Annotated in this window: 24 protein-coding genes and 2 tRNA genes; 18 read left to right on the plus strand and 8 right to left on the minus strand. The window is 70.5% G+C overall.

Going from position 1 to position 23814, the window contains the following annotated elements; all coding sequences use genetic code 11:
• On the plus strand, positions 1–1045 hold a 1045-nt coding region (locus VFO68_RS24500), incomplete at its 5' end, for a tyrosine-type recombinase/integrase (RefSeq protein ID WP_325160721.1).
• Between the two features lie 93 nt (positions 1046–1138).
• On the opposite strand, the gene VFO68_RS24505 is transcribed toward VFO68_RS24500, so the two are convergent.
• Positions 1139–1212: transfer RNA gene (locus VFO68_RS24505), tRNA-Gly, on the minus strand.
• Positions 1213–1287: 75 nt separating this feature from the next.
• Here VFO68_RS24505 and VFO68_RS24510 point away from each other — a divergent pair.
• The 6 genes from VFO68_RS24510 (at position 1288) to VFO68_RS24535 (ending at position 6696) form a co-directional block, all read left to right on the plus strand.
• Positions 1288–1364, plus strand: a tRNA-Pro gene (locus tag VFO68_RS24510).
• Positions 1365–1563: 199 nt separating this feature from the next.
• On the plus strand, positions 1564–2964 hold the full coding sequence (gene tig / locus VFO68_RS24515) for a trigger factor (protein ID WP_325160722.1): 1401 nt from the start codon (positions 1564–1566) through the stop codon (positions 2962–2964).
• 171 nt (positions 2965–3135) lie between these two features.
• On the plus strand, positions 3136–3717 hold the full coding sequence (locus VFO68_RS24520) for an ATP-dependent Clp protease proteolytic subunit (RefSeq protein ID WP_325160744.1): 582 nt from the start codon (positions 3136–3138) through the stop codon (positions 3715–3717).
• A 24-nt stretch (positions 3718–3741) separates the two neighbouring features.
• Positions 3742–4374, plus strand: coding sequence for an ATP-dependent Clp protease proteolytic subunit (locus VFO68_RS24525; RefSeq protein ID WP_325160723.1), 633 nt, complete (start codon positions 3742–3744; stop codon positions 4372–4374).
• Between the two features lie 221 nt (positions 4375–4595).
• Positions 4596–5894: an ATP-dependent Clp protease ATP-binding subunit ClpX gene (clpX, locus tag VFO68_RS24530; protein WP_325160724.1), complete on the plus strand. Its 1299-nt coding sequence runs from the start codon at positions 4596–4598 to the stop codon at positions 5892–5894.
• Between the two features lie 178 nt (positions 5895–6072).
• A complete protein-coding gene (locus tag VFO68_RS24535) occupies positions 6073–6696 on the plus strand; it encodes an RBBP9/YdeN family alpha/beta hydrolase (protein WP_325160725.1) in 624 nt (207 codons plus the stop codon).
• Here the strand turns inward: VFO68_RS24535 and fdhD are convergent.
• Positions 6630–7490: a formate dehydrogenase accessory sulfurtransferase FdhD gene (gene fdhD, locus VFO68_RS24540; RefSeq protein ID WP_325160726.1), complete on the minus strand. Its 861-nt coding sequence runs from the start codon at positions 7488–7490 to the stop codon at positions 6630–6632. The two genes, VFO68_RS24535 and fdhD, sit on opposite strands and share 67 nt — an antisense overlap.
• Positions 7491–7565: 75 nt before the next feature.
• Between fdhD and VFO68_RS24545 the strand changes: the two genes are divergently transcribed.
• The 3 genes from VFO68_RS24545 to VFO68_RS24555 are packed head-to-tail and all read left to right on the plus strand — an operon-like array spanning position 7566 to position 9957.
• Positions 7566–8147, plus strand: coding sequence for a helix-turn-helix domain-containing protein (locus VFO68_RS24545; protein WP_325160727.1), 582 nt, complete (start codon positions 7566–7568; stop codon positions 8145–8147).
• A gap of 52 nt (positions 8148–8199) precedes the next feature.
• Positions 8200–8370: a hypothetical protein gene (locus VFO68_RS24550; RefSeq protein WP_325160728.1), complete on the plus strand. Its 171-nt coding sequence runs from the start codon at positions 8200–8202 to the stop codon at positions 8368–8370.
• Positions 8371–8391: 21 nt separating this feature from the next.
• Positions 8392–9957: an NAD(P)/FAD-dependent oxidoreductase gene (locus tag VFO68_RS24555; RefSeq protein ID WP_325160729.1), complete on the plus strand. Its 1566-nt coding sequence runs from the start codon at positions 8392–8394 to the stop codon at positions 9955–9957.
• On the opposite strand, the gene VFO68_RS24560 is transcribed toward VFO68_RS24555, so the two are convergent.
• Positions 9954–10646 carry a GntR family transcriptional regulator gene (locus VFO68_RS24560; RefSeq protein ID WP_325160730.1) on the minus strand — a complete coding sequence of 231 codons (693 nt, stop codon included), beginning with the start codon at positions 10644–10646 and terminating at the stop codon, positions 9954–9956. The two genes, VFO68_RS24555 and VFO68_RS24560, sit on opposite strands and share 4 nt — an antisense overlap.
• A gap of 116 nt (positions 10647–10762) precedes the next feature.
• On the opposite strand from VFO68_RS24560, the gene VFO68_RS24565 reads away from it, so the two are divergent.
• Complete coding sequence (locus VFO68_RS24565; protein WP_325160731.1) at positions 10763–11212, plus strand: VOC family protein; 450 nt, start codon at positions 10763–10765, stop codon at positions 11210–11212.
• On the opposite strand, the gene VFO68_RS24570 is transcribed toward VFO68_RS24565, so the two are convergent.
• Together VFO68_RS24570 and VFO68_RS24575 are read right to left on the minus strand one after the other, a co-directional pair.
• A complete protein-coding gene (locus VFO68_RS24570) occupies positions 11190–11441 on the minus strand; it encodes a mycoredoxin (RefSeq protein WP_325160732.1) in 252 nt (83 codons plus the stop codon). The genes VFO68_RS24565 and VFO68_RS24570 overlap by 23 nt on opposite strands.
• Positions 11438–13759 carry an FdhF/YdeP family oxidoreductase gene (locus tag VFO68_RS24575; RefSeq protein ID WP_325160733.1) on the minus strand — a complete coding sequence of 774 codons (2322 nt, stop codon included), beginning with the start codon at positions 13757–13759 and terminating at the stop codon, positions 11438–11440. The genes VFO68_RS24570 and VFO68_RS24575 overlap by 4 nt, the downstream gene beginning before the upstream one ends.
• Positions 13760–13820: 61 nt before the next feature.
• On the opposite strand from VFO68_RS24575, the gene VFO68_RS24580 reads away from it, so the two are divergent.
• Together VFO68_RS24580 and VFO68_RS24585 are read left to right on the plus strand one after the other, a co-directional pair.
• A complete protein-coding gene (locus VFO68_RS24580; RefSeq protein ID WP_325160734.1) occupies positions 13821–14000 on the plus strand; it encodes a hypothetical protein in 180 nt (59 codons plus the stop codon).
• A complete protein-coding gene (locus VFO68_RS24585; protein WP_325160735.1) occupies positions 13990–15351 on the plus strand; it encodes a hypothetical protein in 1362 nt (453 codons plus the stop codon). The genes VFO68_RS24580 and VFO68_RS24585 overlap by 11 nt, the downstream gene beginning before the upstream one ends.
• A 151-nt stretch (positions 15352–15502) precedes the next feature.
• Here the strand turns inward: VFO68_RS24585 and VFO68_RS24590 are convergent, their stop codons facing one another.
• Positions 15503–16459: a hypothetical protein gene (locus VFO68_RS24590; RefSeq protein ID WP_325160736.1), complete on the minus strand. Its 957-nt coding sequence runs from the start codon at positions 16457–16459 to the stop codon at positions 15503–15505.
• A gap of 212 nt (positions 16460–16671) precedes the next feature.
• Here VFO68_RS24590 and VFO68_RS24595 point away from each other — a divergent pair, with 212 nt between their 5' ends.
• From VFO68_RS24595 to VFO68_RS24605, 3 genes are read left to right on the plus strand one after another with little or no spacing between them, the layout of a single operon-like run.
• Positions 16672–19302, plus strand: coding sequence for a valine--tRNA ligase (locus tag VFO68_RS24595; RefSeq protein ID WP_325160737.1), 2631 nt, complete (start codon positions 16672–16674; stop codon positions 19300–19302).
• A 4-nt stretch (positions 19303–19306) separates the two neighbouring features.
• The gene (folC, locus tag VFO68_RS24600) at positions 19307–20656 is read left to right on the plus strand and encodes a bifunctional tetrahydrofolate synthase/dihydrofolate synthase (protein ID WP_325160738.1); all 1350 of its coding nucleotides are present in this window, start codon (positions 19307–19309) and stop codon (positions 20654–20656) included.
• Positions 20653–21021: a DUF4233 domain-containing protein gene (locus tag VFO68_RS24605; protein ID WP_325160739.1), complete on the plus strand. Its 369-nt coding sequence runs from the start codon at positions 20653–20655 to the stop codon at positions 21019–21021. Before folC ends, VFO68_RS24605 begins: the two co-directional genes overlap by 4 nt.
• Before the next feature lie 67 nt (positions 21022–21088).
• On the opposite strand, the gene VFO68_RS24610 is transcribed toward VFO68_RS24605, so the two are convergent.
• A complete protein-coding gene (locus VFO68_RS24610; protein ID WP_325160740.1) occupies positions 21089–21439 on the minus strand; it encodes a GntR family transcriptional regulator in 351 nt (116 codons plus the stop codon).
• The gene (locus VFO68_RS24615; protein ID WP_325160741.1) at positions 21436–22203 is read right to left on the minus strand and encodes a hypothetical protein; all 768 of its coding nucleotides are present in this window, start codon (positions 22201–22203) and stop codon (positions 21436–21438) included. The genes VFO68_RS24610 and VFO68_RS24615 overlap by 4 nt, the downstream gene beginning before the upstream one ends.
• Positions 22204–22307: 104 nt before the next feature.
• Here VFO68_RS24615 and ndk point away from each other — a divergent pair, with 104 nt between their 5' ends.
• Entirely contained in the window at positions 22308–22721 is a 414-nt protein-coding gene (gene ndk, locus VFO68_RS24620) for a nucleoside-diphosphate kinase (RefSeq protein ID WP_325160742.1), read from the plus strand.
• Positions 22722–22769: 48 nt separating this feature from the next.
• Positions 22770–23702, plus strand: a complete 933-nt coding sequence (locus tag VFO68_RS24625) for an ABC transporter ATP-binding protein (protein WP_325160743.1) — start codon at positions 22770–22772, stop codon at positions 23700–23702.
• Positions 23703–23814 lie beyond the last annotated feature (112 nt).

Raw genomic sequence — 23814 nt, forward strand, 5'->3', positions numbered from 1 at the left:
GCTCACCGTGACGGAATCGGCGATCTTGCGAGGGGAGTGGGTCGACCCGCTGCTCGGGAAGATCACCGTGCGCGAGTACGGCGGCAGGTGGATCAAAGAGCGGTCCCTCGGCGTGCGGACGGTGGAGCTGTACGAGGGACTGATGCGGCTGCACATCGGTCCGCTGCTGGGTGACAAGGAGTTGGGCCAGGTGTCGCCTGAGGTGGTGCGCGCCTGGCGGGCTTGGCTGCTGGAGAACGGGCGGTCACAGAGCACGGCGGCGAAGGCCTACCGGCTGCTTCGGGCGATCATGAACACCGCGTTGGACGACGGGCGGATCAAGCGAAACCCCTGCCGTATCAAGGGAGCGGACCAAGAGGGCACAGCGGAACGTCCCGTTGCGACAGTGGTTCAGGTGTTCGCGCTCGCGGATGAGATGCCGGGGCGCTTTCGGGCGCTGGTCCTAGCCGCGGCGTTCACCGGCCTGCGGTGGGGTGAGCTGATCGCGTTGCGGCGGGGTGACCTCGACCTGGATCGGCGCACCGTGTCCGTACCGCGCCGGCTGGCCGAGTTGCAGTCGGGCGCGATGGTGGCCGGTTCCACCAAGTCGGCTGCGGGTGTCCGAACCGTGGCGCTGCCTGAGCTGATCGTGCCGGATCTGCGGCGGCACCTTCAGGAGTTCGTCGCGGCATCACAGGATGCGCTGGTCTTCCTCGGCGAGAAGGGAGCGATGCTCAAGCGGAGCAACTGGCGCAGCGCGGTGAAGTGGTCGGAGTCAATCGCGGCGGCTGGGCTGCCGGTCGGGTTCCACTTTCATGATCTTCGGCACACCGGCAACCACCTGGCCGCCTCGGCGGGTGCCAGCACCCGGGAGCTGATGCACCGGATGGGGCACGGCAGCATGCGGGCCGCACTGATCTACCAGCATGCGACCAGTGCGCGGGATCAGGAGATCGCGGCCGAGGTGAGCCGCCGGGCGGCACTGGCCCGCAGAAGGTCCAAGAAGGACAGTCGCAAGAAGGCCAAGAAGAAGCCAGAAGAGCCTGATGACGGCGAAGCGGCGTAATGGCCCGCTAATGGCCCATGCGGCCTGGTGAGCTACCGGAGGGGTGCTGCCCGCACAGTGGCGGCACCCCTTCTGAGCTGCTGGCCGACATGATGGAGCGGGTGACGGGAATCGAACCCGCATGGCCAGCTTGGAAGGCTGGGGCTCTGCCATTGAGCTACACCCGCGCGCGCCGGGCGACGCGGCAACAGCGTAGCGCGCCACGCTACGCTTATGGGGCGGCACCTCCGTGGGGGTGCGTGCGGGCTGTAGCGCAGCTTGGTAGCGCATCCGCTTTGGGAGCGGAGGGTCGCAGGTTCAAATCCTGTCAGCCCGACCAGTGTGCAGGGCTCTGACCTGCGGTGCGGGTGCGCACCGTGAGCAACGCCGGGAGCGTCGGTCACCACAGGGGTGGTAACCAGCACGGACTGATTACCCGGCGCGCGGGCGGAGGGGGTCACTCGCCTAGACTCAGCACCTGTCCCGCGGTCGAGTCCCGTCGGGCGCTCATCCATGCACTGTCGCACGAGGAGACTACGTTGAAGAGCACCGTCGAGCACCTGAGCCCGACGCGGGTCCGGATCAACGTCGAGGTGCCGTTCGACGAGCTCAAGCCGAACTTCGACCGGGCATACCGCAAGCTCGCCCAGCAGATCCGCGTGCCCGGCTTCCGCCCGGGCAAGGCGCCGGCGAAGGTGATCGAGTCGCGCATCGGCCGGGCGCCCATTCTGGACGAGGTGGTCAACGAGGCCATCCCGACCAAATACATGGAAGCCGTCACCTCCAGCGAGGTGCGGGCCATCGGCCAGCCGGAGTTCGCGGACATCAAGATCGAGGACGGCGACGTCGTGGCGTTCAGCGCCGAGGTCGACATCCGGCCGGACATCACCATCCCCTCCTTCGGCGAGCTGTCGGTCAGTGTCGACGACCTCGAGCTGACCGACGAGGAGGTCGACGAGCAGCTCGACGAGCTGCGCGCCCGGTTCGGCACCCTGACCGGGGCCGACCGTCCGGCGGAGACCGGCGACTTCGTCTCGATCGACCTGGCCGCGACGGTCGACGGCGAGGAGGTCGCCGACGCGCAGACCAGCGGCCTGTCCTACGAGGTGGGCTCCGGCAACCTGATCGAGGGCATCGACGACGCCATCGTCGGCGCCTCGGCGGGGGAGAACCGCGTGTTCACCACCAAGCTGCTCGCCGGTGACCACGCCGGCAAGGACGCCGAGGTCACCGTGATCGTGCAGACGGTCAAGGTGCGCGAGCTGCCCGAGCCCGACGACGAGTTCGCCCAGCTGGCCAGCGAGTTCGACACGATCGACGAGCTGCGCGCGGACCTGCGCGAGCGGCTGACCCGGGTGAAGAAGATGCAGCAGGGCGTGCAGGCCCGGGACAAGGTGCTGGACGCGCTGCTGGAGACCACCGAGGTGCCGTTGCCCGAGGCCGTGGTCAACGCCGAGGTCGAGTCCCGCAAGCACGACGCGGTGCATGCCTTCGACCACGACGAGGCCCGGTTCGCCGAGTTCCTCGAGTCCGAGGGCAAGACCCAGGAGGACTTCGACGCCGACGTGCGTGCCGACGCGGAGAAGTCGGTCAAGACGCAGCTCATCCTGGACTCGATCGCCGAGGCGGAGAATGTCGGGGTCAACGACAACGAGCTGACCGAGCGGATCATCTACCAGGCCCAGCGGTACGGCATCAGCCCGGACGAGTACGTCCGGCGGGCGCAGGAGTCCGGACAGCTCGGCGCGATCTTCGCCGACGTCCGGCGCGGCAAGGCGCTCGCCACGGTGGTCCGCCAGGCCACCGTGACCGACGCGTCCGGCAACGCCGTGGACTTGGAGGAGCTGTTCGGCCGGGACGAGCCGGTGGCCGCGGACGCGCCGGAGGAGGTCGCGCCGGAGGGCGAGTCCGAGACCGCTGAAGGCGCGGTCAACAAGTAGTGAAGCGCCCCGAGGCGTGCCTCAGCAGCGCTGAAAGCAGTGACGCTGTAAGCGAACTTGGGCGGTGTCGGCCACTCGGCACCGTCCATCGTGGTTAATGTCGAGTGCGTGAGATCAGCTCAAGAACCTGGGAGAAGGCAGGCAGACGTGGTTGTGCACCCCACCCCGCACATGCGGTCCGCGACCGCGGGGCTCAACTTGAACGACTCGGTGTACGAGCGGCTGCTTCGGGAGCGGATCGTCTTCCTCGGCTCCGAGGTCGACGACGACATCGCCAACCGGATCACCGCGCAGCTGCTGCTGCTGGCCGCCGAGGACCCCGAGCGGGACATCATCTTCTACATCAACTCGCCGGGTGGCTCGGTGACCGCGGGCATGGCGATCTACGACACGATGCAGCTGGTCGAGCCGGAGGTGCAGACCTGGGCGATGGGCCTGGCCGCCTCGATGGGCCAGTTCCTGCTGTCCTCGGGCACCCCGGGCAAGCGCTACGCCCTGCCGCACGCGCGGATCATGATGCACCAGCCGTCGGCCGGCATCGGCGGCACCGCGTCGGACATCGCGATCCGCGCGGAGGTCTACGCGAAGTGGAAGCTGGAGATGGCGCAGATCACCGCCGAGCAGACCGGCCAGTCGCTCGAGAAGGTCACCGCCGACGCCGACCGGGACGCCTGGTTCACGGCCTCGGAGGCCCGCGAGTACGGCTTCATCGACCACGTCGTCACCCGCGCCAGCCAGGCCCCGTCCGCCTGACGGCCCCCACAAGGAGAGCTTCCAGTGAGTGACCTTCATCTCCCGCAGTCCCGGTACGTGCTGCCGTCCTTCGTCGAGCGCACCAGCTACGGGGTCAAGGAGTCGAACCCGTACAACAAGCTGTTCGAGGAGCGCATCATCTTCGTCGGTGTGCAGATCGACGACGCCTCCGCCAACGACGTGATGGCCCAGTTGCTCTACCTCGAGTCGGTCGACCCGGACCGGGACATCACCATGTACATCAACTCGCCGGGCGGCTCGTTCACCTCGCTCATGGCGATCTACGACACGATGCAGTTCGCCCGGCCTGACGTGCAGACATACTGCCTGGGCCAGGCGGCCTCGGCGGCGGCCGTGCTGCTGTCGGCCGGCACCCCGGGCAAGCGTTTCGCGCTGCCCAACGCGCGGGTCCTGATCCACCAGCCGTCCATGGAGGGCGCCTACGGGCAGGTCTCCGACCTGGAGATCCAGGCCAACGAGATCCAGCGGGTCCGGCGGCTGATGGAGTCCACCCTGGCCCGGCACACCAACAAGACCGCCGACCAGGTGCGCGCCGACATCGAGCGGGACAAAATTCTCACGGCCGATGAGGCTAAGGAATATGGGATCGTGGACGAGGTGTTGGCTTACCGGAAGCTCTCGGCGGTGCGAACCTAGACGCCCCGCCGGGGCGATCGGGGTCTACCACCTGATCGGCCTAATCCGGCCAGTCGCTGCTCTGGTTCTCCCACTGAGCGGGGGTTGGCAGGTACCGTCAAGGGCAAACGGGTACGACCCGACCTGGAGTGTGTGGGGGGACACTGCTGGTTGGGTCGAACATCCGGCCATACAGCCAGGCGTACCAGCAGGTATGCCGGAGGGGACAGAGGTCAGCGGTCATGGCACGTATCGGTGACGGCGGAGACCTGCTGAAGTGCTCTTTCTGCGGAAAGAGCCAAAAGCAGGTGAAGAAGCTCATCGCCGGTCCCGGCGTCTACATCTGCGACGAATGCATCGACCTCTGCAACGAGATCATCGAGGAGGAGCTGGCCGAGGCCGGCGACGTCAAGCTCGATGAGCTGCCCAAACCCCTCGAGATCCACGATTTCCTGAACCAGTACGTGATCGGCCAGGACGAAGCCAAGCGCACGCTGGCGGTGGCCGTCTACAACCATTACAAGCGCATCCAGGCGGGCGACCGGACCCGGCCGGAAGGGCGTGAGGGCCGCGACTCGCACGAAACGGTCGAGCTCTCGAAATCCAATATCCTGATGCTCGGTCCGACCGGTTGCGGCAAGACCTATCTCGCCCAGACACTCGCGAAATTGCTCAATGTGCCGTTCGCGATCGCCGATGCCACGGCTCTGACCGAGGCCGGTTATGTCGGCGAGGACGTCGAGAACATCCTCCTGAAGCTCATCCAGGCCGCCGACTACGACGTCAAGCGGGCCGAGACCGGCATCATCTACATCGACGAGGTCGACAAGATCGCCCGGAAGAGCGAGAACCCGTCGATCACCAGGGACGTCTCCGGCGAGGGCGTGCAGCAGGCGCTGCTGAAGATCCTCGAGGGCACCACCGCCAGCGTGCCGCCGCAGGGCGGCCGCAAGCACCCGCACCAGGAGTTCATCCAGATCGACACGACGAACGTGCTGTTCATCGTGGCCGGCGCGTTCGCCGGGCTGGAGAAGATCATTCAGGACCGGTGCGGCAAGCGCGGCCTCGGCTTCGGCGCCGACATCCGGTCGAAGGCCGAGGTCGACACCGCCGACTTCTTCGCCGACACCATGCCCGAGGATCTGATCAAGTTCGGGCTGATCCCGGAGTTCATCGGCCGGCTTCCGGTGGTCGCCAGCGTGACGAACCTGGACAAGGAATCGCTGGTCAAGATCCTCACCGACCCGCGGAACGCGCTGGTCAAGCAGTACCAGAAGCTGTTCGAGATGGACGGCGTCGAGCTTGAGTTCACCGCCGCCGCGCTGGACGCGGTGGCCGACCAGGCCATCCTCCGTGGCACCGGCGCCCGCGGGCTGCGCGCCATCATGGAGGAGGTGCTGCAGCCGGTGATGTACGACATCCCGAGCCGCACCGACGTGGCCAAGGTCGTGATCACCGAGCAGACGGTCCGGGAGAACGTGAACCCGACCATCGTCGCCCGCCAGCCCACCCGCCGCGAGCGCCGCGAGAAGTCGGCCTGACGGCGCGTTCAGGCAGAGGTGTGCTCGCGGAGAGCGCGAGCCACGGCGCCGTCAGTGTGCTTTCTGGGGGCCAAGCCCCCAGACCCCCGGCCGGCGGCGCTCCGCCCCCCGGACCCCCCTTTTGGTCGGTGGCGTCGGCGAGATGCCGGCATGTGCCGCTCCGTGGTAGGTATTCGCCATGTCGGAAGAGGCTGGTGAGTTCTCCGCTCGTGCTGAGTTGCCCTACGTCCTGCTCGTGCACGGGCACACGGGCTCCGGCCCACAGCACTGGCAGAGCTGGCTGGCCGGCGAACTGGCCCACGTCGGCGGGGTGGTGGACGTGCCGCAGTTCACCGAGCCGGACCACCCCGATCTCGAGGTGTGGCTGGCCGAGCTGACCCATCACCTGGAAGCCGCCCCGGTGGACACCGAGCGGGTCGTGCTGGCGCACTCCTGCGGCGCCGTGCTGTGGCTGCACCACGCGGCCCGGCTGGCCAAGAATGGTTCCGCGCTGCGGTTCGACCGGGCGCTGCTGGTGGCGCCGCCGGGGCCGCGCTGGCATTCACCGGACGTGCACGGCTTCAGCCCGGCGCCGCTGGACCCGGCCGGGATCCGCCGGGCCGCGGCCTGGACCCAGCTCGTGGTGGGGGACGACGACGAGGCCTGCTCGGTGGACGAGGCGGTGGACATGGCCGCCGCGTTGAAGATCGACCTGGATGTGATCCCGGGCGGGGCGCACCTGAACACCGAGGCCGGCTACGGCCGGTGGCCCGCCGTGCTGGGCTGGATCGGCGACCGGCACACCCGGCTGGTCCCGGCGTAGACGTTCATGTTCGGGCCGCGCAGGAAGCCCACCAGCGTGATGCCCTGCTCCTCGGCCAGGTCCACGGCCAGCGACGACGGCGCCGACACCGCCGCCAGCACCGGCACCCCGGCCATGGCCGCCTTCTGCACCAGCTCGAACGACGCCCGCCCGGACACCATCAGGATCGTGCCGGCGAGCGGCACCCGGCCGGCCAGCAGCGCCCAGCCCATTGCCTTGTCCACGGCGTTGTGCCGGCCCACGTCCTCGCGCACCACCAGCGCGGCGCCGTCGGCGGTGAACAGCCCGGCGGCGTGCAGCCCGCCGGTGGTGGCGAAGACCCGCTGGTGCTCGCGCAGCGCGCCGGGCAGCGTGGCCAGCACCTCCGGGCGCACCTCGACCGGATCGGCCGCGGGGGAGTAGCGGGTGCGCAGCCGGACCGCGTCCAGGGCCGCCTTGCCGCACACCCCGCACGAGGAGGTCGTGTAGAAGTTGCGCTCCACGCCGGCGTCCGGGGGCGGCACGCCCTCGCTGAGGGCCACGTCGAGCACGTTGTAGGTGTTGCGCCCATCGGCGTCCAGGCTGTCGCAGTAGCGCGCCGTGCGCACGTCCTGCGGCGCGCCGATGACCCCTTCGGTGAGCAGGAACCCGTGCGCCAGTTCCACATCGTGCCCGGGGGTGCGCATGGTGACCGCGAGCGGCCGGCCGTCGACCCGGATTTCCAGCGGTTCCTCGGCGGCCAGCGTGTCCGGCCGGCGATGCTCGCCGTCCGGACCGAGCCGCAGCACCGGGCGCCGCACCGTCACCCGTCCCATGGGCCCAGCCTATCTACAGAGTTCTTTCTAAAGAAGTCTTGCTAAAGGGTTGCTTAGCAAGATACCTTGTTAACCATGCCGAGCAAGCCCCGCCGCACCATCACCGATCCGAAGGCGCTCCGCGCCCTTGCCCATCCGTTGCGGTGGAAGCTGCTCGAGCTGATCACCCGGGAAGGCACGGCGACGGCCACCCAGTGCGCGCGGGAGGTGGGGGAGAGCGTGGCGAACTGCTCCTACCACCTGAACATCCTCGCCAAGTACGACTACCTCGAGGAAGCCGACGGCGGTGCCGGCCGGGAGAAGCCCTGGCGGCTCGTGCACGAGGGCCACCAGTGGACCGACGTGGGGTTGGACACCGAGGGTGCGCTGGCCGCCGAGGCGGCCAGTGAGGCCTACCTCGACTTCACCTTCGACGAGATCCGCCGCCGGTACCGGGCGGCCAGCCTGGAGCCGGAGGAGTGGCGGCTGACGGTCGGGGTCAGCGACAGCAACGTGTTCCTCACCGCCGAGGAGGCCGCGGCCATCCACCAGGAGCTCCGCGAGATCATGAACCGGCATCGGGACCGCACCGACCACCCCGCACTGCGCCCGCCGGGCGCCCGGGCGGTGCATCTGTTCCTGTCCACCACGGTGGCGCCGGGTATCAAATCCGACTGACCCGACTCTTTTCTCTACGGGCCTTCGCCCGCATTCGAAACTGGGAGGAATCATGAACTACTTCAGCGCGCTCGTCGTCGCCCAGAGCCGGACCGAGGAGTTCGCCCGTGAGGCGGCCGCGTCGCGGCAGGCCGGCCTGTTCCGTCGCCGGGAACGCGACGCCCAGACCCCGCCCCGCCCGGCGCCCCGCACCCGCGAGGTCGCTCGGCCGGTGACGGTCTAACTGCCGGGTAGCGTGGCGCGCATGACGCGACGCTACGACGTGGTGGTGGTCGGCGGCGGCCACAATGCGCTGGTCGCCGCCGCCTACCTGGGCCGGGCCGGGCGCTCGGTGCTGATCCTGGAGCGGGATGACCACCTCGGTGGCGCCGCGGTCAGCGCCGAGGCGTTCCCCGGTGTGCCGGCCCGGCTGTCCCGGTTCTCCTACCTGGTCAGCCTGCTGCCCACCAAGATCGTCGAGGACCTGGGCCTGCGGGTGTCGCTGGCCTCCCGGCCGGTGTCGTCCTACACCCCGGCGATCCGGGACGGCAGGCCCGCCGGGCTGCTGGTCGAGCGGGAGCCCGGCCCGGACACCGCCGCGTCGTTCCGGGCGCTGACCGGATCCGACACCGAGTTCGGCCGCTGGACCGACTGGTACGGCCAACTCGCCGCGATGGCCCGGATCGTCGCGCCCACGTTGCTGGAACCGTTGCCGCACAAGGATGAGCTGCGTGCCAAGGTGGTCGCGGCCACCGGCGAGCAACTGTGGCGGCAGGTGTTCGAAGAGCCGATCGGCGAGGCGATCACCGAGATCTTCGCCGACGATCTGGTCCGCGGCGTGGTCGCCACCGACGCCCTGATCGGCACCTACACCTCGCTGTCCGCGCCCGACCTGCTGGCCAACCGGTGCTTCCTGTACCACCTGGTCGGCGACGGAACGGGGGAGTGGAAGGTCCCGGTCGGCGGCATGGGCTCGGTGACGGCCGAACTGGTCCGGGTGGTCCGGGCCGCTGGCGCGACCGTCCACACCGGAGCCAAGGTGACCGGCGTCGCGGCCGACGGCCGGTCCGCCGAGGTCAGCTACCGCACCGCCGATGGCGAGGAAACCGTTGCCGCCCGGCAGGTCCTGGCCGGGGTGGCGCCGCACACGCTGGCCGCGCTGCGTGGCCGGGGGGCTGTGGACAAGCCGGTCGGCTGCCAGCTGAAGATCAACCTGCTGCTCACCCGGCTGCCCGGGCTGCGCACCGGTGCGGACCCGCGGTCCGCCTTCGCCGGCACGTTCCACCTCGACGAGTCCTATTCGGACCTGGAGAACGCCTACCAGGCAAGTGTTTCCGGTGCGATCCCGGAGTTCCCGCCGGGTGAGACCTACTGCCACACCCTGACCGACCCGTCCATTCTGGACGCGGAGCTGGCAGCCAAGGGCTGGCACACCATGACGTTGTTCGGTCTGCACCTGCCGGTCGACCTGTTCGCCGCGGACAACGACGCCGTGCGCGCCGATCTCGTCGAGCGCTACCTGGACGGCCTGGACCGGCACCTGACCGAGCCGATCCGGGACTGCCTGGCCCGGGACGCGGACGGCCGTCCGTGCGTCGAGGCCCGCACGCCGCTGGACCTGGAGGCCGAACTCGGTATGCCTGGTGGCCACATCTTCCACGGCGACCTGGCCTGGCCGTTCACCGAGGACGCGCCGGGCGGTTGGGGCGTGGCGACCGACGTGGCCAACCTGTTCGTCTGCGGAGCCGGGGCGCAGCGGGGTGGCGGGGTGAGCGGGATCGGCGGCCACAACGCCGCGATGGCCGCGCTGGCCGCGCTTCCCTCGACCTAGCGGTTCATCAGCTGGGCGGCCATCCGGCCGACCAGCGCCCGCCGCGCGGAGTGCACGTGCTCCTCGGCCACCTCGGCGAGCATGGCCAGGTCGCGGTGCCGGAGGAGGGCGGCCAACTCGGCGTGCTCGGCCACCAGCCGGGAGCGGTAGTCCTCGTCGCCGAGCCGGATCCGGGACAACTGGAACAGGTACACCTGGGAGCGCAGCGCCTGCCAGGCGTCGAGCAGCCGGCGGTTGCCGGCGGCGGCGTAGATCTGGTCGTGGAACTCGATGTCCAGCGCGAGCAGCCGGGGTCCCTCGGCGCGGGCGTCGATCTCGGCCGACATCGTGTCGACGATCTCGTCCAGCCGGCGCAGGTCCGCCTCGCCGACCCGCTCGGCGGCGGTGGTGGTGGCCAGTCGTTCCAGCGCGGCCCGAACCGAGTAGACCTCCTCGATGTCGCCGATCGTGAGGTCGATCACCCGGGTGCCGCGGTGCCAGGCGCTCTGCAGCAGACCCTCGCGCTCGAGCATGGCCAGGCCCTCCCGGACCGACCCGCGACTGACCTCCAGCGCCTCGGCCAGTTCGACCTCGCGCACCGCCGCCCCCGGCGGGAACAGGCCGGCGAAGATCGCGTCCCGGATCCGGTCGGCCGCCTCCTCGGCTAGCCCGCGCCGCTGGGCTTTGCCGATTCTCCGAGGGTGTGTCACCAGGCCATTTAACCCCATCGGGTGAATGTCGACATCCGAACAACACTACGATGTAAGGCCGGCGTGCCGTCCACGATGAACAGGTGAGCCGCCCGTCGAGGGAACAGGAGACAACGATGCCCGTGCCGGACGCCCAGCCCAGCTTCCATCTCGCCATCCCGGTCGACGACATCGGGCGCGCCCGCGACTTCTACGGCGGCGTGCTGGGTCTGGCCGAAGGCCGGTCCGCGCAGGCCTGGGTCGACTGGAACTTCTACGGCCACCAACTCGTGACGCACCTGGCGCCGGGCCGGGCCGACGCCGGGCACAACCACGTGGACGGGCACGAGGTTCCGGTGCCGCACTTCGGCCTGCTGCTGTCCCATGAGGACTTCCACGCCCTGGCCGGCCGGTTGCGCGCGGCCGGGATCGGCTTCGTGATCGAGCCCTACCTGCGCTTCGCCGGTGAGCCGGGGGAGCAGTGGACGATGTTCCTGCGGGACCCGGCCGGCAACGCGCTGGAGTTCAAGTCGTTCCGGGACTCCTCGCAGGTCTTCGCGACCGCTACGCCGCCAGCCGCGCCTTGACCTGCGCAAGGGTGGGGTTGGTCAACGCGGTCCCGTCCGGGAAGTGCACGGTCGGCACCGTGGCGTTGCCGCCGTTGACGCTCATCACGAAGTCGGCCGCGTCCGGGGTGCGCTCGATGTCCACCTCGACGTAGGCGATGCCGTCCCGGTCGAGCTGAGACTTCAGCCGGCGGCAGTAGCCGCACCAACTGGTCGAGTACATGGTGAGCGTCTTCGGTGCTTCGGTCACGTCCGAGGCAACGCCTGGCCGTCTTCGGTTATGCCCGGCTCCAGCCGCACGATGATCGACTTGGACGTGGGTGTGTTCGACGTCTCAGCGGTGGAGTCCAGCGGCACCAACGGGTTCGCCTCCGGGAAGTAGGCCGCCGCGCAGCCCCGCGCGGTCGGGTAGGCGACCACCCGGAACCGCGGCGCCGTGCGCTCGCCGTCGGACCACTCGCTGACCAGGTCCACCAGCTGACCGTCGGACAGGCCCAGCTCGGCCAGGTCGTCCGGGTTGACGAACACCACCCGGCGCCCGTCCCGCACCCCCCGGTACCGGTCGTCCAGCCCGTAGATCGTGGTGTTGAACTGGTCGTGGCTGCGCACCGTCTGCAGCAGCAGCCGGCCGGGCGGAACCCGGGGCACGGTCAGCGTGTTCGCGGTGAACACCGCCTTACCGGTCTTCGTGCCGGTGAACTCCCGCGAGTCGCGGGGCGCGTGCGGCAGCACGAACCCGTCCGGGTCGCGGACCTTCGCGTTGTAGTCGGTGCATCCGGGCACCACCGCCGCGATCCGGTCGCGGATGGCGTCGTAGTCGGCGGCCAGGTCGGCCCACGGCACCGGATGGTCCGGACCGAACAACGCCATGGCCAGCCGGCACACGATGGTGACCTCGGAGAGCAGGTGCTCGCTGGCCGGCTCCAGCCGGCCCCGGGACCGGTGCACCACCGACATCGAGTCCTCGACCGTGACGAACTGCTCGCCGGCGGGCCGGGCGTCCCGCTCGGTGCGGCCGAGCGTGGGCAGGATCAACGCGGTGCGGCCGTGCACCACGTGCGACCGGTTGAGCTTGGTGGACACCTGCACGGTCAGCGCGCACGAACGCAGCGCCCGCTCGGTGACCTCGGTGTCCGGTGCGGCGGAGACGAAGTTGCCGCCCACCGCGAAGAACACCTTGGCCCGGCCGTCCCGCATCGCCCGGATCGCGCCCACCGTGTCGTAGCCGGGTTCGCGCGGCACGTCGATGCCGAACTCGCGCTCCAGCGCGACCAGGAAGCGCTCCGGCATCTTCTCCCAGATGCCCATGGTCCGGTCGCCCTGCACGTTGGAATGACCGCGCACCGGGCACAGCCCGGCGCCCGGCTTGCCGATCATGCCGCGCAGCAGCGCGACGTTGGCGATCTCCCGGATCGTCGGCACGGAGTGCGGATGCTGGGTGAGTCCCATGGCCCAGCAGACGATCGTGGCCTTCGACTCGGCGATCATCCGGGCCACCTGCTCGATCTGCGTCCGGGGCAGGCCGGTGGCGGCGTCCACCGCCGCCCAGTCCAGACCGCGCACGTGCGCCGCGTACTCGGCGAACCCCTCGGTGGACCCAGCGATGAAGTCGTGGTCGAGCACCGTCCCGGGCGCCTCGTCCTCCCAGGCCAGCAACAGGTTTCCGATCGCCTGGAAGAACGCCTGGTCGCCGCCGAGGCGGATCTGGCAGAACTCGTCGGCCAACTGGGTGCCCCGGCCGAGCACGCCGCGCACGTGCTGGGGGTTCTTGAACCGCTGCAGACCGGCCTCGGGCAGCGGGTTCACCGCGACGATCCGCGTGCCGCCGCGCTTGGCCTGTTCCAGCGCGCTGAGCATGCGCGGATGGTTGGTGCCGGGGTTCTGGCCCACCACCAGGATCAGGTCGGCCTTGACGATGTCGGCGATGGTGACCGAGCCCTTGCCGATGCCGGTGGTGGCCGCCAGCGCCGCGCCCGAGGACTCGTGGCACATGTTGGAGCAGTCCGGGAGGTTGTTCGTGCCGAACGAGCGCACCAGGAGCTGGTAGAGGAACGCCGCCTCGTTGCTGGTCCGGCCGGAGGTGTAGAAGACCGCCTCGTCCGGGCTGGTCAGCCCGCGCAGCTCGCGGGCGATCAGCGCGAACGCCTCGTCCCAGCCGATCGGCTGGTAGTGCTGCTCGCCCGGCCGCAGCACCATCGGCTGGGTGAGCCGGCCCTGCTTGCCCAGCCAGTAGTCGGTGCGCCCGGCCAGTTCGGTGATCGGATGCGCGGCGAAGAACTCCGGTCCGACCCGCAGCTTGGTGGCCTCCTCGGCGACGGCCTTCGCCCCGTTCTCGCAGAACTCGGCGAGCTTGCGGTCGTGCGGCTCGGGCCAGGCGCAGCCCGGGCAGTCGAACCCGTCCCGCTGGTTGAGCAGCCGCAACGTGCGCACGGTGCGCGCGGCGCCCATCTGACCGACGCCACGTTGCAGCGACACCCGCACCCCGGTCACCCCGGCCGACCAGTCCTTGGGCTCCTGCACGGTCAGCTGATCTTCGTCGACGTCGTGCGCCGGTGGTTTGCGGGGCATTGCACCATCGTCCGCCCATCGCGCTCTGGTGCGCTACGTGGCTATTGACGAGGATGTCAGGGTGAGTGAGCTCGCCGAGGCGCTGCGCGCCGTACGGTCGGCGTGGGACCAGGCCACCCGGGACGGTGGCGAGGCGTGCGGGATGGATGTCGCCGAGCGGGCCTATCAGGAGATGCAGGCCGCCTGGTTCGCCGAGCTCGGGGTGCACATCGCGCTCCTCGGACGCGCCGATGGCCAGTAGCGACTACCGCCAGGTGACCACGCTGGTGCAGCGGCTGGGCCGGCTCCTCAACCCGGTCGCGCTGGTTGAGCTGATCCGCGAGGTGATCTCGGCGGTGTCCGAGCCGCCGCCCGGCGACCCCGACGCGCTGGACCGGCTGGCCGCGGCGTACCGGCAGACCGCGGCGGAGCTGCGGTCGCTGGTCCCGCACCATGCCGTCCAGGCGTTCACCGAGGCCGCCGACGCGCTCGCCGAGCTGGCCGGGACCGTGCGCACGCAACAGCGCCGGCAGGTGGAGCTGCGGCTGGCGTTGCGGGCCGCGGCGCACGATGCGACCCACATCGGCTCGGTGGCGTTACCGGACCCGACCGCGCTCGACGACGTGGCGCGCCGGGTCAACGAGTTGGTCGCCGTGTACACGGACAGCCTGGACGCCGCCGACCGGGCCGCGGCCCGGTTCACCGACCTCGCCGGCCGGGCCCGGGCGGCTGCCGGGGTGGAGGGCGGGCTGGCGCCCGCGACAGCGGTGCTGCTGGCCGGCCAGATGGTGTCGATCCCCGGCATCGGCGACGACTACGACGACGGGATCCTGTCCGCCGCGCAGCTGCGGGCGGCGGGTTGGCGGGTGCACGGCCTGGCCGAGGCGGACCGGGTCGCATTCACCGGGCTGCTGTCCCGCGCCGGCTCGGACCGGGAGCGGGCCTGGTTGCACAAGGCGCTCGCGGCCGGTCATCCGGTCGCGGAGCTGACCGGGTTCGCCGAGGAGATCCGGGGCCGGGACGCACTCTGGCTGGACTCGCACCTCTCGCTGATCGACCGGGGCGGAGCCGGAAACCAGCGCCGGCTCGGCCACGACGTGCGGCAGTACGAGGACACCACCTGCGGAACCACGTGCCTGATCGTCGCCCGGGCCGAGTGCGACCCGCTGTACGCGCTGTCGCTGACCACGGCGGACTTTCCGGCCCGGTTCGCCGCCGAGCGGGCCCGGGTGCACGACCAGACCAACCTGCTGTGGCCGGAGTCGCTGGGTACCTCGCCCCGGGGCATGGCCCGCTACCTCAGCGCGCACACCGGAGTGCGCTACGCCTGGCACCTGGTCGACGACACCGACCACCGCCGGGTGTCCTCCACCCTGCGCGAGGTGGTCGCCGCCGCCGACTTCGGCACCCCGGCGCCGGTCCTGGTCGGCGGCCCGGTCCCGCGCCACTACGTGCTGGTGGTCGGGCACAGCGCCGGCGCCGTCCTGGTCTACGAACCCACCTCCGGCGACACCGTCCGCGTCGAGGCCCACGACTTCCTGGCCGGCACCCTCACCGCCAGCACCGGCTTCGCCCACCTCCAGGCCGTCGTGGTCCCCGACACCATGCATTAGCCCGCCGCGCCGGCGGACCTCTGTGGGGAAGTCCGTGCCCGACCAACAGCTACCTCAGGGGACCGTGACGGCACCCAGCCACAATCCACCCGCGATCCGCACCATCGGCTGGTACGCAACGACCGCGCAAAATTCCGGAGAGGCGGAACGGCTAGCAGCCGGAGGCCTGGGGGAGGGGGCCGTCGGGGTTGAAGTAGGCGGCGCGGTCCGGGCCGGGCGAGGTGGTCTTGCGTTCGGTGAGCACGGGCGCGAGGAAGCCGCGGCGGTAGGCGTCGCAGCCGATCGAGTAGGCGTAGCCGGCCACCGCGTCGTACCACCAGCCCTGGCTGCCCTCGGTCCAGCGTTCGCCCCGGCGCAGCACGTAGTCGACCTGGGCCCGGACCACCACCAGGATGTCCATCGGGTCGTCGACCTCGGCCGGAGTATCCGTCCGGAAGGGATAGACGAACACGTAGTTGGTGTGCACCACCAACTCGCCGGGCTGCGCGCCGGCGGTCACCCGCATCCGTCCGGTCACCTTCGGCGCCACCGGGAGCAGCGTCGTGCCGTCCGCCACCAGGCTGACCAGCGCCTGCGCCCGGGCCTCCTGGCCGCTGCCGAACAGCGGTTCGAGCTGGCGCCGGGCGTCCGGGGCGAACGCGGCGAGAAACCGGCCGGGGTCGTGCCGGACCACCAGCGTCGGGTCCAGCCGGCTGGTCACCAGCAGGTCCCGCACCTGGGCCAGCGCGGTGGCGACCTCGGGTGCGGTGAACCCGCCGGTGGCCACCGGGTCCGGCAGTTGGATGCCCGCCGCCCCGTCGGGCCAGTCGGCGGCCGGGGTGCCGGCGAACGGGCGGGCGGGGTCGACCTGGCGCAGCGCCGCCTCGACGCTCGGGGCCGGCGCGGACTCCGGCGAGCGCGAGCCCCGGGACACGCCGATCTGGCCCAGCAGCACCAGCACCAGTACCGCTGCGACCAGCGCGACCGAGCCGATGATCCACCGCTCGTGTTTGCGCCGCCGCTCCGCGCGCAGCATCTGGCGAACGTCGGCGCTGGCGGCGCTGCGGACGCGCGCGACCCACTCGGAGTCGCGCGACTCCGGGCAGGTGTCGGACTGACTGTGGTCCACCGGCTCCCGGTTTCCTAGTGCGGCCCCAGCCACGACGAGCGAGGTGCGTTTGTTCCTGGTGCCCCCCTCATCGATCCGGCCCGCGGGGTTGTTAACAATCGCCTACGCCGTCCGGCCCAACCGGGTAGCGCCCGACGGGTCACCCTTGTCCTGGTCACGGCCGTCTTAATCCGAATGAAGCGGGCCGCGCGCGGTTCGTAGACTCTCTTTCCGTGACCAACATCCCATCGCTGCGCAATATCGACCTACCCTCGGCCTGGCAACCGGCCGAGGTAGAGGCGGAGATGTACGAGCGGTGGGTGGCGGCCGGCTACTTCACGGCGGACCCGGGCAGCGCCAAGCCGCCGTACTGCATCGTGATCCCGCCGCCGAACGTGACCGGCAGCCTGCACATGGGCCACGCGCTGGACCACTCCCTGATGGACGCGCTGACCCGGCGCCGCCGGATGATGGGCGACGAAGCGTTGTGGCTGCCCGGCATGGACCACGCCGGCATCGCCACCCAGAACGTGGTCGAGCGCGAGTTGGCCGGCGAGGGGCTGTCCCGGCACGACCTCGGCCGCGAGGCGTTCGTCGAGCGGGTGTGGCGGTGGAAGGCCGAGTCCGGCGGCATGATCCTGCACCAGATGCGCCGGCTGGGCGACGGTGTGGACTGGAGCCGCGAACGGTTCACCATGGACTCCCGGCTCAGCGCCGCCGTGCAGACCATCTTCAAGCGGCTCTACGAGGACGGTCTGATCTACCGGGCCGAGCGGATCATCAACTGGTGTCCGCGCTGCCACACGGCGCTGTCCGACATCGAGGTCGAGCACTCCGAGGACGAGGGTGAGCTGATCTCGATCCGTTACGGTGACGGTGCCGACAGCATCGTGGTGGCCACCACCCGGGCCGAGACGATGCTCGGCGACACCGCCGTCGCGGTGCACCCCGACGACGAGCGCTACCGGCACCTGATCGGCACCGAGGTGCTGCTGCCGCTCACCGGCCGGGTGGTGCCCGTGGTGGCCGACGAGCACGTCGACCCGGCGTTCGGCACCGGCGCGGTGAAGGTGACCCCGGCGCACGACCCCAACGACTTCGAGATCGGTCAGCGGCATCAGCTACCGGCGATCACGATCATGGACGAGCGCGGCCTGATCACCGCGCACGGCCCGTTCCAGGGGCTGGACCGGTTCGAGGCCCGGCCGGCCGTGGTCGCCGCGTTGCGCGAGCAGGGCCGGATCGTCGCCGAGAAGCGCCCCTACCTGCATTCGGTCGGCCACTGCTCGCGGTGCGACACCGTGGTGGAGCCGCGGTTGTCGCTGCAGTGGTTCGTCCGGGTCGCCCCGCTGGCCAAGGCGGCCGGCGACGCGGTGCGCGACGGCCGCACCACGATCTACCCGGCGGAGCTGGCCAAGCGCTACTTCGACTGGGTCGACAACATGCACGACTGGTGCATCTCCCGGCAGTTGTGGTGGGGGCACCGGATCCCGATCTGGTACGGCCCCAACGACAAGGTGATCTGTGTCGGTCCGGGCGAGGAGCCGCCGCAGGGCGAGGGCTGGACGCAGGACTCCGACGTGCTGGACACCTGGTTCTCCTCGGCGCTGTGGCCGTTCTCCACGCTGGGCTGGCCGGAACGCACCTCGGACCTGATCCGGTTCTATCCCAACAGCGTGCTGGTCACCGGCTACGACATCCTGTTCTTCTGGGTGGTCCGGATGATGATGTTCGGGCTGTACGCGATGGACGGCGTGCAGCCGTTCCACCACGTGTACCTGCACGGGCTGATCCGCGACGCCAGCGGCAAGAAGATGTCCAAGTCCCGCAACAACGTGATCAACCCGCTGGACTGGCTGGACCGTTATGGCGCGGACGCGACCCGGTTCACCCTGACCCGGGGCGCCAACCCGGGCAGCGACATGGCGCTGGCCGAGGAGTGGGCCGCCGGGTCCCGCAACTTCTGCAACAAGCTGTGGAACGCCAGCCGGTTCGCGCTGATGAACGGCGCGACCACCGAACGGCCGCTGCCGGACCGCGCCGAGCTCACCGACGCCGACCGGTGGATCCTGGACCGGGCCGACGCCGTGGTGTCCGAAGTGGACGAGCTGTTCGAGCGCTACCAGTTCGGCAAGGTGTGTGACGCGCTCTACCACTTCACCTGGAGCGAGTTCTGCGACTGGTATCTGGAACTGGCCAAGGTGCAGATCGCCGAGGACGGCCAGCGCGCCGAGCACACCCGCGCGGTGCTCGGGCACGTGCTGGACGTGCTGCTCCGGCTGCTGCATCCGGTGATCCCGTTCGTCACCGAGGTGCTGTGGACCTCGTTGACCGGCAAGGAGTCCGTGGTGCTGGCGGACTGGCCGACCGCGACCGGCGCCGAAGCGGACACCGCGGCCGCGCGCCGGATCGACGCGGTGCAGCGGCTGGTCACCGAGTTGCGCCGGTTCCGGTCCGACCAGTTGGTCAAGCCCGGTCAGCGGGTGCCGGCCCGGCTGTCCGGTATGGACGCCGCAGGGCTTTCCGCGTTGGCGCAGGCGGTGACCACGCTGGCCCGGCTGGAGGCCCCGAACGGGTCGTTCACCGCCAGCGCGTCGCTGGAGATCGCCGTCCCGGACGGGACGATCGCGGTCGAGGTGGACCTGTCCGGCACCGTCGACGTGGAGGCTGAGCGCAAGCGGCTGACCAAGGACCTGGCCGTGGCGGAGAAGGAGTTGGCACAGACCGGGGCCAAGCTGGACAACCCGAAGTTCACCGACCGGGCGCCGGCCGACGTGGTCGCCAAGATCAAGGCCCGGCGGGAGCAGGCGGCCGGTGACATCCAGCGGATCCGGGCCCGGCTCGCCGCGCTCGAGGGTGCCTGAACCCATGGCGGCACTTGAGGATCTGCTCCAGGTCGAGTCCGAGTTGAACACCCGGTGGCCGGAGACGAAGATCGAACCGTCACTGGCCCGGATCGCCGCCCTCGTGGACCTGCTCGGCGACCCGCACCGGTCGTATCCGGTCGTGCATGTGGCCGGTACCAACGGAAAGACGTCGACCACGCGCATGATCGACGCGCTGCTGACCCGGATCGGGTTGCGCACCGGCCGTTACACCAGCCCGCACCTGCAACTGGTGACCGAGCGGATCGCGCTGGACTCGGTGCCGGTCAGCCCGCAGCGCTATGTCGAGGTGTACCGGGACATCGAGCCGTACGTGTCCATGGTGGACAGTGCGAGCGACGTGCCGATGAGCAAGTTCGAGGTGCTGACCGGCATGGCGTTCGCGGCCTTCGCCGACGCGCCGGTCGAGGCGGCCGTGCTGGAGGTGGGCCTGGGCGGCACCTGGGACGCGACGAACGTGGCGGACGGCAAGGTCGCGGTGGTCGCGCCGGTGAGCACCGACCACGTGGAGTTCCTCGGTTCGGACATCGAGGGGATCGCGCGGGAGAAGGCCGGGATCATCAAGCCGGGCTCGATCGCGGTGGTCGCCGAGCAGACGCCGGAGGCGGCGAAGGTCATCTTCGAGCGGTGCGCGGAGGTGGACGCCACGGTGGCCCGCGGGGGTCTGGAGTTCGGCGTGCTGCGCCGGGATGTGGCGGTCGGCGGGCAGATGCTGAAGCTGCAGGGTCTCGGCGGCGCCTACGACGAGATCTTTTTGCCGTTGCACGGCGCGCACCAGGCGGCGAATGCGGCGCTGGCGCTGGCCGCGGTGGAGGCGTTCTTCGGCGCCGGGGCGCAGCGGCAGTTGGACGTGGACGCGATCCGCGAGGGGTTCGCCGCGGCGGTGGCGCCGGGCCGGCTGGAGCGGGTCCGCTCCGCCCCGAGCGTGTTCGTGGACGCGGCCCACAACCCGCACGGCGCGCGGGCACTGGCCGAGGCGCTGGACTCCGAGTTCGGGTTCCGCCGGCTGGTCGCGGTGGTCGGGGTGATGGCGGACAAGGACGCCGCCGGCATCCTCGCCGCGCTGGAACCGGTGGTCAACGAGGTGGTGCTGACGACGAACTCCTCGTCCCGGGCGATGGACCCCGACGCGCTCGCCGCGGTGGCCCTGGAGATCTTCGGCGAGGACCGCGTCGTGGTGGAGCCGCGGCTGGACGACGCGATCGAGACCGCGGTGTCCCTGGCCGAGTCCGCCGACGACGCCGACTCACTGGCCGGCTCCGGCGTGATCGCCACCGGCTCGGTGGTGACCGCCGGCGAGGTGCGAGCCCTGTTCGGCAAGGAACCCGCATGAGCCGCCAGGTGAGCGCACCCGATCCGCTCCGGTCCTTTCGCGGCGTGGTGGCGGCGACGCTGATCCTCGAGGGCATCGTGGTCTTGTTGGCCCTCCCCGTCGTGGCCAAACTGGGCGACGGTTTGGCCACCTGGCAAGGCGTCCTGGTCGGTGTCCTGGCCCTTGCGCTGTTCCTAGCCTGCGGAGCCGCCGGACGTCCCTGGGGCATAGCCCTGGCCCTGGCCCTGCAACTGGTGATGATCGTCTCGTGGTTCGCCGTACCCGCCCTAGGCATCCTCGGCGTGGTGTTCGGCCTGGTGTGGCTGTGCCTCCTCTGGTTCCGCCGCGAAGTCGCCCGCAAAACCACCCAGCCCACCCCCGAATAACCCACCCCGCGAGTCGCCACTTCCAGCCCGGCGAGTTCCCCGTTGCGGCTGGCGGGGTGGGGGTGCCTCAACCGAGGGCGGCGGTGACGATTCGTAGGGCTTCGGCGCGGCCCAGGCCTAGGGCGCGCACTTTGATGGCGTATTCACGGGCGGCGGAGGCGGCGGCCTCTCGGCTGGCGTCGCCGGTGGCGCTGACGAAGGTGCCGGCCCGGCCTCGGGTGTCGACGAGGCCGGCGTCTTCCAGCTCCCGGTAGGCACGGGCCACGGTGTTGGCCGCGAGCCCGAGGTCGGCGGCCAGCCGGCGCACCGTGGGCAGGCGGGTGCCGACCGCGAGCTTGCCGTCGTTGATCTGCGTGGCGAGTTGCGAGCGGACCTGCTCGTAGGGCGGGACCGCCGAGGCCGTGTCGATGGTGATCATCGAACCACGGGCTGGACCGTCGGAGCCCGCTTTGCCAGGTGGTCGACCACGACGCACCACGCCACCCCGACAACCAGGTAGACCAGCAGCGCCAGGCTGGCAGGCCCCCCGACGGCGGGATCCAAGCCGAAACCCAGCACGATCGCGAGCGGATACGGCCAGATTGCCCGGCGGGCGTCCTCGGTCCGCAGTGCGTCGTCGACCAGCAGCGACTCCGGATCCTCGGCGAGGGCCGGGCGACGTAACGTGGTGGCCAGGGCCACCGCGCCCGCCGCGCCCAGCACCGCCACGCCCGACAGGAAGACCAGGGCCAAGGACCGCGTGCTTGCCGAAGGCGCGAGGACGGTCAGCGCCGCGCCGAGTACCAGCCCGCCCCCAAAAATGCCGACCGCGGCGTACAGGTGGCCCCGACCGAGGACCCGCTCCAGGCTGGCGGCCGCCGGGTGGGCGGCCCGCGTCCTCAGGCCGGCCAACAGCGGGCTCTCGAGTCGGCGCTGCCACCAGGCCCCGATCAGCATCCCGGCGATCAGGGTGAGGATCCACACGATCATCTGGAGGTGGTCGACGATCGTCCGATCATCGTTGCCGTCCAACATCATCCAGACGACGATGCCGATCCAACAGACGAAGTCGGTGGCGAACTCGGCCCGCTTACCCCGCCGGCGGGCTTCGAGCCGGCCGACGACGAGCGGGGTGGGTTCGACGTCGAGCCGGTGGCCGCTCAACCACTCCCGGGCTCTCCGCAGGGCAGCACCGCTCGGCATGGCGCCTCCTTTGTAGCAACTGCTGTACCGCAATACTGACGCAATCGTTGATACAAAGTCAAGCTCCGGAACAATGTGGTCAACCCAAGAACCCAAGGAGAGTCGTGAGCGAGCGCACCCTGGTCCTCGTCAAGCCGGACGGCGTCGGCCGTGGCCTGGTCGGCGAGGTGATCACCCGGATCGAGCGCAAGGGCCTGGCCCTGGCCGCGCTGGAACTTCGCACCGTGGACCGGGCGCTGGCCGAGCAGCACTATGCGGAGCACGCCGGCAAGGGGTTCTTCGAGGACCTGCTGCAGTTCATCACCTCGGGCCCGCTGGTGGCGGCCGTGGTCGAGGGACCGCGCGCGATCGAGGCGTTCCGGCAGCTGGCCGGCGCGACCGACCCGGTGAAGTCGGCGACCGGCAGCATCCGCGGCGACTTCGCGCTCGAGGTGCAGTTCAACATCGTGCACGGCTCGGACGGCGTGGACTCGGCCAAGCGCGAGATCGCCCTGTGGTTCCCGGACCTCGCGCAGTAGGGCGATAAACGAGTCGTTCCTGTCGGTGCTCCGCTCTAGTCTGCGGACGTGGGTGGGAACGGACAGCTGGTCTACGCGCGGGACCTGGCGAAGAGGTTCGGCGCGTTCGAGGCCGTGCGCGGCATCGACCTCGAGGTGCGGCCGGGCGAGGCGTTCGGCTTTCTCGGGCCCAACGGCGCCGGCAAGTCCTCCACCATGCGCATGATCGGCTGCGTGTCCCCGCGCAGCGGCGGCGACCTGCGGGTGCTCGGCCTCGACCCGGACCGGGACGGCCCCCGGATCCGGGCCCGGCTGGGCGTCGTGCCGCAGCTGGACAACCTGGATCTCGAGCTGACCGTCCGGCAGAACCTGCACATCTACGGCCGCTACTTCGGCATGACCCGGGCCGAGGTCCGGGAGCGCGCCGTCGAGCTGCTCGACTTCGCCCAGCTCACCGACCGGGCCGAGGACGAGGTCGAGCCGCTGTCCGGTGGCATGAAGCGCCGGCTGACCATCGCCCGTTCCCTGATCAACGAGCCGGACCTGCTGCTGCTCGACGAGCCGACCACCGGCCTCGACCCGCAGGCCCGGCACCTGCTGTGGGACCGGCTGTTCCGGCTCAAGCAGTCCGGCGTGACGCTGATCGTCACCACGCACTACATGGACGAGGCCGAGCAGCTCTGCGACCGGCTGGTGGTGATGGACAACGGCCGGATCGCCGCCGAGGGCAGCCCCGCCGAGCTGATCGCCCGCCACTCCACCCGGGAGGTGCTGGAACTGCGGTTCCCGCCCGGCGAGCAGGACGGTGTCGAGGCCACGGTGGCCGATCTCGCGGATCGGGTCGAGGTCCTGCCGGACCGGCTGCTGCTCTACACCGCCGACGGGGAGTCGGCGCTCGCCACCGCCCACACGCGGGGCGTGCGGCCGCTGTCCAGCCTGGTGCGGCGCAGCACGCTCGAGGACGTGTTCCTCCACCTCACCGGCCGGACGTTGGTGGACTGATGGCCACCACGACAACGACCACCAGTACCGGGCGCGTCGTCGGGTCCGTGCGGGCCGCGCTGCTCGTGGTCGAGGCCATGTGGACCTGGTACCGGCGCAACTGGCGGGCGAC

Source organism: Actinophytocola sp. (genome assembly GCF_035712165.1).
GTDB lineage: Bacteria > Actinomycetota > Actinomycetes > Mycobacteriales > Pseudonocardiaceae > DASYTH01.

What these genes read in the sequence shown, in the direction of transcription:
- VFO68_RS24585 (WP_325160735.1), top strand. Translation starts at nt 13,990, where the DNA reads ATGGCCAGTAGCGACTACCGCCAGGTGACCACGCTGGTGCAGCGGCTG.
- VFO68_RS24520 (WP_325160744.1), top strand. Translation starts at nt 3,136, where the DNA reads ATGCGGTCCGCGACCGCGGGGCTCAACTTGAACGACTCGGTGTACGAG.
- fdhD (WP_325160726.1), bottom strand. Translation starts at nt 7,490, where the DNA reads ATGGGACGGGTGACGGTGCGGCGCCCGGTGCTGCGGCTCGGTCCGGAC.
- VFO68_RS24610 (WP_325160740.1), bottom strand. Translation starts at nt 21,439, where the DNA reads ATGATCACCATCGACACGGCCTCGGCGGTCCCGCCCTACGAGCAGGTC.
- VFO68_RS24545 (WP_325160727.1), top strand. Translation starts at nt 7,566, where the DNA reads ATGCCGAGCAAGCCCCGCCGCACCATCACCGATCCGAAGGCGCTCCGC.
- VFO68_RS24550 (WP_325160728.1), top strand. Translation starts at nt 8,200, where the DNA reads ATGAACTACTTCAGCGCGCTCGTCGTCGCCCAGAGCCGGACCGAGGAG.
- folC (WP_325160738.1), top strand. Translation starts at nt 19,307, where the DNA reads ATGGCGGCACTTGAGGATCTGCTCCAGGTCGAGTCCGAGTTGAACACC.
- VFO68_RS24615 (WP_325160741.1), bottom strand. Translation starts at nt 22,203, where the DNA reads ATGCCGAGCGGTGCTGCCCTGCGGAGAGCCCGGGAGTGGTTGAGCGGC.
- VFO68_RS24575 (WP_325160733.1), bottom strand. Translation starts at nt 13,759, where the DNA reads ATGCCCCGCAAACCACCGGCGCACGACGTCGACGAAGATCAGCTGACC.
- clpX (WP_325160724.1), top strand. Translation starts at nt 4,596, where the DNA reads ATGGCACGTATCGGTGACGGCGGAGACCTGCTGAAGTGCTCTTTCTGC.
- VFO68_RS24535 (WP_325160725.1), top strand. Translation starts at nt 6,073, where the DNA reads ATGTCGGAAGAGGCTGGTGAGTTCTCCGCTCGTGCTGAGTTGCCCTAC.
- VFO68_RS24565 (WP_325160731.1), top strand. Translation starts at nt 10,763, where the DNA reads ATGCCCGTGCCGGACGCCCAGCCCAGCTTCCATCTCGCCATCCCGGTC.
- VFO68_RS24555 (WP_325160729.1), top strand. Translation starts at nt 8,392, where the DNA reads ATGACGCGACGCTACGACGTGGTGGTGGTCGGCGGCGGCCACAATGCG.
- VFO68_RS24605 (WP_325160739.1), top strand. Translation starts at nt 20,653, where the DNA reads ATGAGCCGCCAGGTGAGCGCACCCGATCCGCTCCGGTCCTTTCGCGGC.